We start from the raw sequence: 13,261 nt of genomic DNA, 5'->3' as shown, positions 1-13,261 counted from the left end.
GGGCTGTACCAGTAGAGCTTCTGCCGAGCATGGCTCGGCACTACAGATGGACAATACCGGTAAAGCCCCTGCCGAGCATGGCTCGGCACTACAGATGCTTTTACCCCGGCTGATACAACGCCCGCGCATTGGCAATCACCCGGCGCATCTGCGCGCGATCGGTATGCCGCGATATCGCTTGTGCTCCCAGCACAATTGCCTGCTCACGCAGCGGCGCCGGCACGTCGTAGTGCACGCCGCTGGGGCGGTTCTGGAAGGCTCTGCGTGGAATCCCGAGCTGCTGCGCCAGCGCATGCAGCTCGGGCAAGGTGTCGGCCATCAGATGCGCCCAGCGCTCACCGCGCCAGGGATGTACCGCATCGTCGATATAGACCGTCACGTTCGGCCTTGGACTCAGGCCTTGGACTTGTCGTCGTCAGCCGGTACTTCTTCGGCGATAGCGACGACATCATCAGCCACTTCAGCAGCTTCTTCGCCTTCGATGCCTTCAAACTCGGACACCAGACCAGCCAGGTAATCGTCGGCGGTCTTGCCTTCGTCGGCAGCCAGGTCGTCGATCATCTGCTGCAGTGCTGCGGAGTACTCCAAGGTGACCTTGCGGCCTTCCTTCTCCTGCACATTGGCAAGGTGCTTGAGCATGGCCAGCATCGGCACCGGGTTGTCGGCATTGCCCATGGTCTGGCCGCCGATGGCCAGCAGCCACTCAGTGCCCTGCAGGCCGATGGCGGCCACGACCTGGCCTTCTTCGTTGACCAGCACGGCGTGGTTCTGCACCTGCTGCTGGGCGTTCAGGCGGGCGAACGGGCGGCGCGGGGCCTGCTTCTTGCGCTTGTCGCGCTTGGCTTTGGAGAGCTTGGACATGTTGTTCGGCTGATAGGAAAACGACGCCCATTGTAGGCGCAGCGGGCCCCTGCTGCCGGAACAGGGCTCAACCGGGGCCGTCGCTGACACCATCAGCCGGGGCCGTAGCAGCGGCCGCCGGGACGACGGTGGCCACCGGTACCGGCAGGCTGTCGGCCTGGTTCAGCGCCGCCGCTTCGGCTTCCTGGCTCATCACCACGATGCTGATACGGCGGTTGATCGGGTTCTGCGGATTGGTCTTGTCGAACAGCACCGAGGACGCCAACCCGACCACCCGCGCCACCTTGGCCGGGTCCATGCCGCCTTCCAGCAGCGCCCGCCGCGCGGCGTTGGCGCGGTCCGCACTCAGTTCCCAGTTGCCGTAGCCCACCTGGGTGGAATAGGCGGTGGTGTCGGTATGGCCGGTGAGGCTGATGTGGTTGGGCACCTGGTTGATGTAGCGCGACAGCTCCACCAGGATGGTCTGCGTATACGGCATCAGGCGCGCGCTGCCGAGGTCGAACATCGGCCGGTTCTGCTTGTCCACGATCTGGATGCGCAGGCCTTCCGGGGTGATGTCGAGCAGCAGCTGGTCCTTGAAAGGCTCCAGCGCCTGGCTCTTGCTGATCGCTTCCTGCAGCTCCTGCTTCAGTGCTTCCAGGCGCTGCTTGTCGCGCTCGCGCTCCTGTACCGGCGAGGGTACCGCTTCCTGCTGGTTCTGGAAGGGATCATTGCTGTTGCCGCGCGATACATCGGTGGCACCGCCCAGCTTGATCATCGAGGTGCTGGCGCCGCCAGGCCCGGCCATGCCCGGCGCCGGGGTACTGCTGCTACCGGCCAACGGGCTGGGGTTGCGGAAGTATTCGGAAATCGCCGCGCGCTCTGGCTTGGTGGTGGCGGCCATCAGCCACAGCACCATGAAGAAAGCCATCATCGCGGTGACGAAGTCGGCGTAGGCCACTTTCCACGAACCGCCGTGGTGGCCGCCGCCTTGGACTTTCTTCACCCGGCGTACGATCACCGTGGGTTTGGTCTCGGTCATGGTGCGCGCCTTACTTGATCGACTTCAGGTGCTGCTCGAAATCGCTGAAGCCCGGGCGCAGTGCCGAGGGCACGGTCTTGCGGGCGAATTCCAGCGCGATCTTCGGGTTGTAGCCACGCAGGCAGGCCAGCAGCGCGGTCTTCACCGATTCGTAGATGCGTGCGTCCTGCTCGGCGCGGGCTTCCAGCGCCGCGGCCAGCGGACCGACGAAGCCATAACCCAGCAGGATGCCGAGGAAGGTGCCGACCAACGCGCCGGCCACGTGGGCGCCTACTTCCTTGATGTCGCCACCGATCGAGCCCATGGTGATCACGATGCCCAATACCGCAGCAACGATGCCGAAGCCGGGCAGGCCATCGGCGACCTTGTTGAGCACGTGGGCCGGTTCCATCGCCTCGTGGTGGTGTTTTTCCAGTTCCAGTTCCAGCAGCGGTTCCAGCTCATGCGGCTCGATGTTGGAGCCGATCATCAGCCGCAGGCAGTCGGTGATGAAGTCCAGCAGATGGTGGTCGGCCAGCACCTTCGGGTAGTTGGCGAATACCGCGCTGTCGTGCGGGTTCTCTACGTGTTCTTCCAGCGCCATGAAGCCTTCGCGGCGGGCCTTGTTGAGCAGTTCATAGAGCAGGCTGAGCACATCCAGGTAGTCCTGCTGCTTGTACTGCGGGCCCTTGAACACGCTGAGCGTGGCCCGCAAGGTCTGCTTGACGGTCTTGAGCGGGGTGGCGATCAGGAACGCGCCGAACGAGGCGCCGCCGATGATCACCAGCTCGTAGGGCTGCCACAGCGCGCCCAGGCGGCCATGCGCACCGACGTAGCCGCCCAGGACAGCGAAAATGACAACGAGCAGGCCGACGATGATAAGCATGGGGGCAGACAAGGGGAGGGGATATCCCGTTGTCGGCCGTCAGCGGAAAATCTGTAGGCCGGGCGGCGAGCCCCGGCTTCTGTAGAGCCGAGCCATGCTCGGCTGGGTGCAGCTAACCCTGTAGAGCCGAGCCATGCTCGGCTGAAGCTTTACTAGTGGAGCCCCTGCCGAGCACGGTTCGGCACTACAGGGAATGCTTCTGCCGAGCATGGCTCGGCACTACAGGTGACGCGCTTGCCTATGCTGCTGGCCCTGCCTCGGCACCACCACGCTGCAGCGGGTCCGGATACGGCTGGCCGTTCTCGACAAACCCCAGCGACACCGAGTTCAAGCAATGCCGTTCAAAGGTCGGCGGCGGCCCATCCGGGAACACATGGCCCAGGTGGCTGCCACAACGTGCGCAGACGATCTCGGTACGGATCATGCCGTGGCTGATGTCGCGGATCTCGCGCACATGCGCCGGATCGAACGGCGCGAAGAAGCTCGGCCAGCCAGTGCCCGAGTCGAACTTGGTGCTGGAACGGAACAGTGGCAGCGCACACAGGCGGCAGCAGTACACGCCGTCACGCTTGTTATCCAGGAACACGCCGCAGAACGGCGCCTCGGTGCCGTGATGCAGCAGCACGCGCTGTTCCTCGCTGCTGAGCCCGGCGATCAGGGCGTCACGTTCGGTGTTGCTGGGAGGGGTGAGGTCGAAGGCGGTCATGGCGCTGCATCCGTGGGACAGATATCAATGGTAGGGGCGGGCAGTGGCCAGTCCAAGGGCGCATTCATGGCGGCGCAAGCTAGGCCGGCGCATGCTCGGCAGGTGGACGAACGGGAGATGCCGATGAAACGGATGACAAGTCTGACGCTGGCCGTGCTGGCGATCGTGCCGTTGTTCGCACAGGCGCAATTGCAGCAGCCACCGCCACCGACCGCTACGCGCCCGGTGACGCTGCCGCCGCCTTCGCCGCCGCCGGTAGCGGTGCCATCCGACAAGCGGTACGAGGATGCGCCGCCGCTCCCGTCACAGCCGGTCACCAAGCCCAAACCGACACCGAAGGTGAAGCCGATCACCCAGCCAGCGCAGCCCGTGCGGCCGATCTACGACAGCAAGGGCCAGCCGGCGCCACAGATGCGCCAGACCAGTCCTGGCCGGGTATTGGATACCCGCACCAACCGGTACTACGACACCGTGCCCAGCGGTCTGGGTCAGCAGGTAGTGCCGCCGCCAGCAGGCACACGCTGAACCTGTAGTGCCGAGCCATGCTCGGCAGAGGCTTTGGCGGGTAGTGCCGAGCCATGCTCGGCAGAGGCTTTACCGATAGAGCGTTTTTGTAGTGCCGAGCCATGCTCGGCAATCGGGCATTACCGGTAGAGCCTCTGCCGAGCATGGCTCGGCGCTACATGGTGGGATTGCTGGTAGAACCCCTGCCGAGCATGGCTCGGCACTACTCGATTGGCAGGCACAGGGTCTCTTTCACTTCTTCCATCACGATGTAGCTCTTGGATTCGCGTACGTGCGGCAAGGTCAACAAGGTGCTGCCCAGCAGCTTGCGGTAGGAGGCCATTTCGTTGATGCGCGCTTTCAGCAGATAGTCGAAATCCCCTGACATCAAATGGCATTCCAGCACGTTGGGCAGCTTCAGCGCCGCGCGCCGGAACTCCTCGAAGATGTCGCCGGATTTGTAGGCCAGGCTGATCTCCACGAACACCAGCAGGCTGGCCTTGACCGAGGCGGGGTCCAGCCGCGCGTAGTAGCCGGTGATCACGCCTTCGCGTTCAAGCCGGCGCACGCGCTCGGTGCAGGGCGTGGTCGACAGGCCGACGCGCTCGCCCAGCTCGGTGAAGGAGATACGCCCCTCCTGCTGCAGGATGCGCAGGATCTTGCGGTCGATCTTGTCCAGTTCGCGGCTGCGGGTGGCCATGGCGGCTCTGCTTATGATGAACGAAACAGGAAATTACCCTGATCAGGCATATCAATACAGCTAAAAACACTGGTTGACCCTGAATATACTGCGCGGTTCCTAGCCCCTGCCCACCCGTGCGCAGGGAATGATGTGGTCCGGAGAATGAAAATGCGCGTTCTGGTGCTTGGCAGCGGTGTGATCGGCACGACCAGTGCCTGGTATCTACGGCAGGCCGGCTTTGAGGTCACCGTGGTGGATCGGCAGCCGGCCCCGGCGCTGGAAACCAGCTTTGCCAATGCCGGCCAGTTGTCCTTCGGCTACACCTCGCCGTGGGCAGCCCCGGGCGTGCCGTTCAAGGCGATCAAGTGGCTGTTCGAAGAACACGCGCCGCTGGCGATCCGACCCACCGCCGACATTGCCCAGTACCGCTGGCTGTGGCAGATGCTGCGCAACTGCACCTCGGCCCGCTATGCGGTCAACAAGGCGCGCATGGTGCGGGTGTCCGACTACAGCCGTGACTGCATCAACGAGCTGCGCGCCGCCACCGGTATTGATTACGAAGGCCGCCAGCTGGGCACCACCCAGTTGTTCCGCACCCAGCAGCAGCTGGATGCCGCCGCGCAGGACATCGAGGTGCTGCGCGAATACGGCGTGCCCTACGAAGTGCTGGACCGCCAGGGCATCGCCCGGGTTGAGCCGGCGCTGGCCGGCAAGACCGAGATGCTGGTCGGCGCGCTGCGCCTGCCCGAAGACCAGACCGGCGACTGCCAGCTGTTCACCAACAAGCTGGCGGCGCTGGCCGAAGCCGCAGGCGTCGAATTCCGCTTCGACCAGGACATCGCCTCGATCCAGTCCGATGGCGACCGCATCACCGGTGTGCGCATCAACGGCAAGCTCGAGACCGCCGATCACTACGTGCTCGCGCTGGGCAGCTACTCGCCGCAGCTGTTGGCACCGCTGGGCATGCAGCTGCCGGTGTATCCGCTGAAGGGTTACTCGCTGACCCTGCCGATCACCAACGCGGCGATGGCGCCGAACTCGACCATCCTCGACGAGAGCTACAAGATCGCCATCACCCGCTTCGAGGACCGCATCCGCGTCGGCGGCATGGCCGAGGTGGCCGGTTTCGATCTGTCGCTGGAACCTCGTCGTCGCGCCACGCTGGAGAAGGTGGTCAAGGACCTGTATCCGGATGGCGGCGACCTGTCGCAGGCCAGCTTCTGGACCGGCCTGCGCCCGGCTACCCCGGACGGCACCCCGGTGATCGGCGCAACCCCGTACAGCAACCTGTTCCTCAATACCGGGCACGGCACCCTGGGCTGGACCATGGCGGCCGGCTCCGGCCGTTACCTGGCCGATCTGATGAGCGGCAAAAAGCCGCAGATCAGCACCGAAGGCCTGGATATCTTCCGCTACGGCAAGGGCCAGCACTGATGCGCCCGGCACAGGCACTGATCGACCTGGACGCACTGCGCCACAACTACCGGCTGGCTCGCCAACTCGGCGGTGGCAAGGCGCTGGCGATCATCAAGGCTGATGCCTACGGTCATGGCGCGGTGAAATGCGCACGCGCGCTGCAGGACGAGGCCGATGGTTTCGGCGTGGCCTGCATCGAAGAAGCGCTGGAGCTGCGTCAGGCGGGTATCCGTGGCCCGATCCTGCTGATGGAAGGCTTCTTCGATGCGGCCGAACTGCCGCTGATCGTCGAGCACGATTTCTGGGTGGTGGTGGCAACGTCGTGGCAGCTGGAAGCAGTGGAGGCATTCAACACCGATGCCACCCTGCGGATCTGGTTGAAGCTGGACAGCGGCATGCACCGTTTGGGTTTGTCGCCGGAGGAATTCCGCGATGCGCATGCACGCCTGACCGCACTGCCGCAGGTTGGCCCGCTGGTGTTGATGACCCACCTGGCGCGTGCCGATGAGCTGGACAGCAACCGCACCCGCGAACAGCTCGATGTTTTCGTCCGTGCAACCGAAGGCTTGGCAGGTGAAACCAGCCTGTGCAATTCGCCGGCGCTGTTGGGTTGGCCGGATGTGCGCAGTGACTGGGTACGCCCGGGCTTGATGTTGTACGGCGCCGATCCCTTGTATCCGCAGCCCAGCCCACATGCCGCGCAGCTGCGCCCGGTGATGACCCTGCAATCGCGGGTGATTGCGGTGCGCGAACTCGCCGTTGGCGAGCCGCTGGGTTATGGCGCGCGTTTTGTTGCTGAGAAGCCAACGCGCGTAGGTGTGGTGGCGATGGGTTATGCCGATGGTTATCCGCAGTTCGCACCCAATGGTACGCCGGTGTTGATCGACGGCGTACCGGGGCGACTGATTGGCCGTGTATCGATGGATATGCTGACCGTGGATCTGACTGATCACCCGCAGGCCGCACGTGGCAGCATCGTGCAGTTGTGGGGCAATGCACCGACCATCTCGGAGTTGGCACCGCGCTGCAATACCAGCGCCTATCGGTTGCCGTGCAGCCTCAAGCGCACGCCGCGGGTGTATTTGTCGGAGTGATGCTTTTGCTCCCTCCCTTGCGTCGAAGGCGGAGGGGAGGGCTGGGGAGGGGTTGGCTCTTTGCTGATGCGGTGCCGGTGAAGCCTCTGCCGAGCATGACTCGGCACTACAGGTGAAGCTGAGAGGGGCCGCGATGCAGCACGTCCTTCTTTGTAGGAGCAGCGTCAGCCGTGAATCTGGTGGTTTATTCGGTTGCAGGAACATCCGCGGTTTCGTTGCTGTGGGCTTCGCGGCTGACGCCGCTCCTACAAGAGCACCGATGAAGCCTCTGCCGAGCATGGCTCGGCACTACAGGTGAAACAAAAAGGGCCGCATTGCGGCCCTTTTTTTCAATCTACCAATTGCGAATTACAAACCTGCTGTACTGCGATCGTTCTGCAGTTCGCGGCGTACCCAATCATTGAGCAGACGCTTTTCATAACGCAGCGGGTCGGTATTGTTGGGCAGGCTGCTGTTGAGCAGATAGCCGGTGTCGGACAGCTTGCGCTCGCCCTGGTCGATGATCTGGCCATTGGCGTCGGTCAGGGTGAACTGCAGCGAGATACGCGGCGGGTAGATGTCGCGCATGATGCGCACGTCGTCCAGACGCGGGCCGTGCCACGGCTCGTAGTCGCCGGCACGTTTGATGTCGGTGATGGTCACGTCCAGCTTCTGCCCTTCCGGCAGCTGCTTGCTGGCCTGCTTGCGCAGGTGTTCGGCCAGATCCTCCACCCAGTCGCCACGCTGGGCATCCCAGCGGTTGCGGCTGTAGCGCAGTTCGGTGAACTGGGCCGGGTCGGTCCACTGCACCTGCACCGGGCCTTCGGCAGGCAGGGCACGCGGGGCTTGCGGATCGGAAACGGTGCGCGGCTTGGCATCGGCGCCGCCAGCGGCCAGCAGGCAGGCCAGGACAAGTCCGGTAACGGTCAGTGTTTTCATGACGTGCTCCTGAGGACTTTGATGGTGGAAGTGTGCAACTGACAGCTTTACGCTGCAATGAACCCGGTGCCAGTTCGCAGTAGCGGATTGAGCGATGGTTCATCATCACAGGGCGTGGATGGTTTCTCGCCCAGACTGTTTGGCACATCTTCCCCACTTTGCCGCGCCCTTTCACCTTTCCGACAATGCCTGCCCCCAACTCGGACTCACACCTGTCATTGCTGTCTCTGGATGAAGAGGATCTGGAAAGTTCCAGCCTCTATCGGGAGGTATTCAATGCGGTGGCCAGCGGCTTCTGCGTGATCGAGCTGGTATTTGAACACGGCGTCGCGGTGGACTTCATCTACCGCAAGGTCAATGCCGGTTTCCAGAAAGTCACTGGGCTGAGCAATGTCACCGGTCGGCGCGCCAGTGAGGTGGTGCCCGCAATGGACCCGGACTGGTTTCAGGCCTTTGGTCGGGTGGTCAGCGAGGGCGGCATCAGCCAGTTCGAACGTCAGGTGTCGGAACCGTCGCGCTGGTATTCGGTGGAAGCGGTGCGTATCGGCTCGCCGGACAAGCACCAGGTAGCGGTGTTTCTGTTCGATATCTCCGCGCGCAAGCGGATTGAAACCGAACTGGCCGAAAGCGAGGCGCGTTTCAGTGCATTGGCCGATGGCTTGCCGATGCCGGTCTGGGTGGTGGATGACCTGGGTCAGCTGCGCTTCGTCAACACCGCGTTCTTCACTTTCTTCGGTTTGCCGGCCGATCAGGATCTTGGGCCGGACCCCTGGCAGCGCTTTCTGCATCCGGACGAACGTGCATCGTTCGAATACGAATTGCAGGCTGCGTTGAACGGACGCACCGAGCTGCACGTCAATACCCGTGTGCGTCGCCACGATGGGCAATGGCGCTGGTTGGAAATGAACGCCGTCCCGCGCTTCTCGGCCGATGGCCGCTTCATTGGCCTGGCTGGCAACAGCCCGGATATCACCGAGCGCCGCGAGATTGAAATGGCGCGCGAAGATCTGCTCACCGCCGAACGGGTAGCGCGTAACGCCGCCGAAGGCATGGCGCGGATGAAGGATGAATTCCTCGCCACCCTGTCGCATGAGCTGCGCACACCGCTGACCACGGTTCTGGGTTGGAGCGAATTACTTTTGCAGCGCATGGAGGCCGATCATCCGATGCGGCGCGGCATGGAAGTGATCGCCAGCAGTGCGATGACGCAGAAGCACCTGATGTCGGACATGCTCGATCTGAGCAGCATGTTGCTGGGCAAGGTGCAGCTGGAAGTGGAGGTGCTGGATCTGTCCGAGCAGTTGCGCGAAGCGGTGCGCGCGCAGGAGCTGGTGGCCGAAGGCAAGGCGCAGACCGTGTTGCTGGACCTGCCGGAGCTGCCGCAGCCGGTGCTCGGCGATGCCACCCGTCTGCAGCAGATCCTCGGCAACCTGCTGTCCAACGCGATCAAGTTCACCCCGGTGGAAGGGCGCATCGAGATCAGCCTGCAGCACGAGGCCGGCTATCTGGTGGTGCAGATCAAGGACGATGGCGACGGCATCGCGGCGGAGTTCCTGGAGCATCTCTTCAGTCGTTTCAGCCAGGCCGACAGCACTACTACGCGCCGCCACGGTGGTCTGGGGTTGGGCTTGGCCATCGTCCAACAGCTGACCGAGTTGCACGGCGGTACGGTATCCGCGGCCAGCGAGGGGCCTGGACGCGGCGCCACCTTCCTTCTACGACTGCCCGAGTTTCAGGCGCAGAAGGCGGCGAACCGCCCGCGTCGGCGCGTACAGCGTGGCCGCATCGGCGAGCAGGTGCTGGTGCCGAACGCCCTGCAGGGCCTGCGCGTGCTGGCGGTGGAGGACCAGGTCGACATGCTGGGCTACATCCGCCGCCTGCTGGAGGAGCAGGGCGCGACGGTGGTCACCGCCGGCACTGCTGCCGAGGCGTTGGAATTGCTGGATCTGCGCGGGCATACCGCATTCGACATCCTGATCAGCGATATCGGCATGCCGGGCATGGATGGCTACGGCTTGATCCACACCCTGCGCGAGACCTTGGGCGTCGGTGGCGAAGAGCTCCCCGCTGTGGCAGTGACCGCGCTGGCCCGTGCCGATGACCGGCGGCGCGCGTTTTCCTCTGGTTTCCAGGGGCATCTGGCCAAGCCATACAGCGTGGCGCAGCTGATTTCGGCGATCCGCGACGCGCGTTTGCCGCGCTGAAATCTTTGCACGGATTTCACGCAGAAAAACGGTAATGTGACGGCGTTCACCCGCGGACGCTGCCATGCCCCTGTACGCGCCCCATGTCTATTCCGACCCGATGCTGATCGCATCGCTGGAGGCCTTGCTCGGCGAGCTGCCGGAGCAGGCCCGGGTCATGCTGGTCCTCAAGGACGGCAGCCGCGTGGCCGGCACGGTCACCGCGCAGCCGGCGTTGCAGCACTTTGCCGACCACAACGAGGAGCCCGGGGTGAACGCTACGGTGCGTCTGGAAGACCTGTTGCGGGCCTGCCAGCAGCATGTGGTGTGGCTGGACAGCGTGTTGCAGGTACTGCATCTGCCGGCCGCCGAGCCCTGACGTGGCGCCTCGCTAGAGCCCATTCAGCTGCGCGGAGCCGGTGGCAGCGGCCGGCCCGGTAGAATGGCCGGCCCTGCTAGACGAATTACCGGCATGCCTGCTCCGCACGACGCTCCGTTGGAAACCCTGTTCCTTCCGTTCTCCAAGGCTGGCTTGCGCTGGCCGCAGGGGCCGGTCCTGTTCCTGCGCGCGCAGGACGGTTGGTCGCTGCGCGAGCACGCCGACAGCAACCAGCTGGTCTGTTCGCAGAGCTTCCGCCCGTTCGCCGACGCCCTGCAGCGCAGCGGCTGGGAAGTGCGCGATGAGCAGGCGCTGGAGCAGTCCGACGAGCGTTATGCGCTGGTACTGGTGCTGCCGCCGCGGCAGCGCGACGAAGCCCGCGCGCTGTTTGCGCAGGCCCTGAGCAAGCTCGCCCCGGGCGGCATCATCCTCGCCTGCCAGTCCAACAACGAAGGCGCCCGCTCTGGCGAAAGCGACCTGCAGCAGCTGGCTGGGCTGGGCGGCACGCTGACCAAGAACCACTGCCGCGCCTACTGGTCGGTACCGGCCGAAGGCAAGCACGACGAGGCGCTGCACAAGCGCTGGGCGGCATTGGATGCGCCGCGCAAGATCGTCGATGGCCGCTTCCTGAGCCGCCCCGGCGTGTTTGCCTGGGACCGCATCGATCCGGCTTCGGCCCTGCTGGTCGAGCAGCTGCCGGCGGATCTGGCCGGCCGTGGCGCCGATCTGGGCGCTGGCTGGGGCTATCTGTCCTCCGAAGTGCTGGCGCGCTGCCCCAAGGTCACCGCGCTGGATCTGTACGAAGCCGAGGCGCGCGCGTTGGCGCTGGCCCGCCACAACCTGGCCGACGTCGGCGAGCAGGTGAAGCTGGATTTCCGCTGGCAGGACGTCACCGCAGGCATCGATGGCCGCTACGACTTCATCGTCTCCAACCCGCCGTTCCACACCCCGGCGCGCGAAGACCGGCCCGACATCGGCCGTCGCTTCATCGCCGTGGCTGCGCAGTCGCTGCGCCCGGGCGGGCAGTTGTTCATGGTCGCCAACCGCCATCTGCCCTATGAGCAGATCCTGACCGAGAGCTTCGGCCAGGTGCGTGTTGCCGCCGAGCGCGATGGCTTCAAGGTCATCGTCGGCACCCGGGGCCGCGCATGAAGCTGGTCAAGCACATCGCCAACCTCGGTTACGGCAGTCGCAAGCAGGTGCAGCAGATGTTCCGCGAAGGCCGCGTCACCGATGCGCAGGGCGATGTGCTGTATGCCGACGACAAGGTCGAGCACGACAACATCCGCATCGATGGCGAGCTGCTGGACCCGCCGCCGGGCCTGATCCTGATGCTGCACAAGCCGGCCGGCTATACCTGTTCCACCAAGGACCATGGCCGCTTGATCTATGAGCTGCTGCCCGAGCGTTTCCGCGACCGCGACCCGGTGCTGTCCAGCGTCGGCCGTCTGGATCGCGATACCTCGGGCATGTTGCTGATGACCGATGACGGCCAGCTGTTGCACCGCATCGTGTCGCCGAAGTCGAAGCTGGACAAGGTTTACGAAGCGCAGCTGGCGGAAGATATGAGCGGCACCGAGACCGCACAGTTCGCCAGCGGCGCACTGCTGCTGGAGTCGGACGACAAGCCCTTGCTGCCGGCCGAACTTGAGGTGCTGGGCGCACGCGCTGCACGTCTGACCTTGCACGAAGGCCGCTACCACCAGGTGCGGCGCATGTTCGCTGCGGTGGGCAACCACGTGCAGGCGCTGCACCGTTCGCGCATTGGCGGCCTGGGCCTGGGTGATCTGGCGGAAGGCCAATGGCGTCAGCTCGATGCCGCTGATCTAGCAGTGTTGTTCGGAGGGCAGGCCTGATGGAACTGCTGGCCCGCCCGCAGGCGCTGGTGTTCGACATGGACGGGCTGATGCTGGACAGCGAGCGTGCGCTGATGGGCTGCCTGGAGCAGACCGCGCAGGATCATGGCTATGAATTGCCACGTCCGCTGCTGCTGTCCTTGATCGGCTCCTCCGATGCGACCACCCGGCAGAAGCTGGCCGATGTGTTGGGCATGGAGCGCACCGACGCGCTGCTGGCCGATTCGTATGCGCGCTATGCCGACATCGTAGATGCCGGCGTGCCGTTGCGCCCGGGCATCATCGAGTTGCTGGAGTTGTTGCGCGAGCACGACATCCCACGCGCGGTGGCCACCGCCACCCGTTCACCGCTTGCCCAGCGCAAGCTGGAGGCGGCGGGTTTGCTGCAGTATTTCCAGTTCGTTGCTACCAGCAGCGACGTGGCCCATTCCAAACCGGCGCCGGATATCTATCTGCACGCTGCACGCGGCTTGGGTATTGCTCCAGCGCACTGTCTGGCTTTGGAAGATTCCCCAACCGGCGTGCGTGCAGCCTTGGCAGCCGGCATGACCACGATCCAGATTCCGGACCTGCTGGAACCGGACGAAGAAGTGCGCGGCTACGGTCATCGCATCACCGCCTCGCTGCACGACGTGCGCGAGCTGCTGCAGCAATGGCTGCCGGTAAGCGCGGTCTAGGCCTCACCGTAGTGCCGAGCCATGCTCGGCAGGGGCTTCACCAGGAATCCAGCAGCCAGACGCTTCACCTGTAGTGCCGAGCCATGCTCGGCATGAGGC

The 13,261-nt window shown here is 64.5% G+C and carries 15 protein-coding genes; 8 read left to right on the top strand and 7 right to left on the bottom strand.

What is annotated here, in order from left to right; genetic code table 11:
• Positions 1-100: 100 nt before the first annotated feature.
• The 5 genes from ACVOLZ_RS21220 to msrB form a co-directional block, all read right to left on the bottom strand.
• Positions 101-379, bottom strand: coding sequence for a DUF4031 domain-containing protein (locus tag ACVOLZ_RS21220; protein ID WP_481517855.1), 279 nt, complete (start codon positions 377-379; stop codon positions 101-103).
• A gap of 14 nt (positions 380-393) precedes the next feature.
• Positions 394-861 carry a hypothetical protein gene (locus ACVOLZ_RS21215; protein WP_481517854.1) on the bottom strand — a complete coding sequence of 156 codons (468 nt, stop codon included), beginning with the start codon at positions 859-861 and terminating at the stop codon, positions 394-396.
• A gap of 67 nt (positions 862-928) precedes the next feature.
• Entirely contained in the window at positions 929-1,882 is a 954-nt protein-coding gene (gene motB / locus ACVOLZ_RS21210) for a flagellar motor protein MotB (protein WP_481517853.1), read from the bottom strand.
• A 10-nt stretch (positions 1,883-1,892) separates the two neighbouring features.
• A complete protein-coding gene (gene motA / locus ACVOLZ_RS21205; protein WP_481517852.1) occupies positions 1,893-2,747 on the bottom strand; it encodes a flagellar motor stator protein MotA in 855 nt (284 codons plus the stop codon).
• Positions 2,748-2,985: 238 nt separating this feature from the next.
• Positions 2,986-3,453 carry a peptide-methionine (R)-S-oxide reductase MsrB gene (gene msrB / locus ACVOLZ_RS21200; RefSeq protein WP_481517851.1) on the bottom strand — a complete coding sequence of 156 codons (468 nt, stop codon included), beginning with the start codon at positions 3,451-3,453 and terminating at the stop codon, positions 2,986-2,988.
• Between the two features lie 123 nt (positions 3,454-3,576).
• Here msrB and ACVOLZ_RS21195 point away from each other — a divergent pair, with 123 nt between their 5' ends.
• Positions 3,577-3,978 carry a classical arabinogalactan protein 4 gene (locus ACVOLZ_RS21195; protein ID WP_481517850.1) on the top strand — a complete coding sequence of 134 codons (402 nt, stop codon included), beginning with the start codon at positions 3,577-3,579 and terminating at the stop codon, positions 3,976-3,978.
• A gap of 202 nt (positions 3,979-4,180) precedes the next feature.
• Here the strand turns inward: ACVOLZ_RS21195 and ACVOLZ_RS21190 are convergent, their stop codons facing one another.
• A complete protein-coding gene (locus ACVOLZ_RS21190) occupies positions 4,181-4,657 on the bottom strand; it encodes a winged helix-turn-helix transcriptional regulator (RefSeq protein ID WP_481517849.1) in 477 nt (158 codons plus the stop codon).
• 150 nt (positions 4,658-4,807) lie between these two features.
• Between ACVOLZ_RS21190 and ACVOLZ_RS21185 the strand changes: the two genes are divergently transcribed.
• Positions 4,808-6,073 (top strand): D-amino acid dehydrogenase, encoded by a 1,266-nt coding sequence (locus ACVOLZ_RS21185; protein ID WP_481517856.1) that lies wholly within the window; start codon positions 4,808-4,810, stop codon positions 6,071-6,073.
• The gene (gene alr / locus ACVOLZ_RS21180; protein ID WP_481517848.1) at positions 6,073-7,149 is read left to right on the top strand and encodes an alanine racemase; all 1,077 of its coding nucleotides are present in this window, start codon (positions 6,073-6,075) and stop codon (positions 7,147-7,149) included. Before ACVOLZ_RS21185 ends, alr begins: the two co-directional genes overlap by 1 nt.
• A gap of 348 nt (positions 7,150-7,497) precedes the next feature.
• On the opposite strand, the gene ACVOLZ_RS21175 is transcribed toward alr, so the two are convergent.
• On the bottom strand, positions 7,498-8,067 hold the full coding sequence (locus ACVOLZ_RS21175) for a DUF3016 domain-containing protein (protein ID WP_481517847.1): 570 nt from the start codon (positions 8,065-8,067) through the stop codon (positions 7,498-7,500).
• A 185-nt stretch (positions 8,068-8,252) separates the two neighbouring features.
• Here ACVOLZ_RS21175 and ACVOLZ_RS21170 point away from each other — a divergent pair, with 185 nt between their 5' ends.
• The 5 genes from ACVOLZ_RS21170 to ACVOLZ_RS21150 all read left to right on the top strand — a co-directional run bounded on the left by ACVOLZ_RS21170 (position 8,253) and on the right by ACVOLZ_RS21150 (position 13,162).
• The gene (locus ACVOLZ_RS21170; protein WP_481517846.1) at positions 8,253-10,271 is read left to right on the top strand and encodes an ATP-binding response regulator; all 2,019 of its coding nucleotides are present in this window, start codon (positions 8,253-8,255) and stop codon (positions 10,269-10,271) included.
• Positions 10,272-10,335: 64 nt separating this feature from the next.
• Entirely contained in the window at positions 10,336-10,629 is a 294-nt protein-coding gene (locus tag ACVOLZ_RS21165) for a DUF3247 family protein (RefSeq protein ID WP_481517845.1), read from the top strand.
• Between the two features lie 93 nt (positions 10,630-10,722).
• On the top strand, positions 10,723-11,781 hold the full coding sequence (locus ACVOLZ_RS21160; RefSeq protein WP_481517844.1) for a class I SAM-dependent methyltransferase: 1,059 nt from the start codon (positions 10,723-10,725) through the stop codon (positions 11,779-11,781).
• Positions 11,778-12,485 carry a pseudouridine synthase gene (locus tag ACVOLZ_RS21155; RefSeq protein WP_481517843.1) on the top strand — a complete coding sequence of 236 codons (708 nt, stop codon included), beginning with the start codon at positions 11,778-11,780 and terminating at the stop codon, positions 12,483-12,485. The genes ACVOLZ_RS21160 and ACVOLZ_RS21155 overlap by 4 nt, the downstream gene beginning before the upstream one ends.
• Complete coding sequence (locus tag ACVOLZ_RS21150) at positions 12,485-13,162, top strand: HAD family hydrolase (RefSeq protein ID WP_481517842.1); 678 nt, start codon at positions 12,485-12,487, stop codon at positions 13,160-13,162. The genes ACVOLZ_RS21155 and ACVOLZ_RS21150 overlap by 1 nt, the downstream gene beginning before the upstream one ends.
• Positions 13,163-13,261 lie beyond the last annotated feature (99 nt).

Source organism: Stenotrophomonas sp. STEN020 (assembly GCF_056760195.1).
This window is presented reverse-complemented; position numbering and strand designations above follow the sequence as displayed.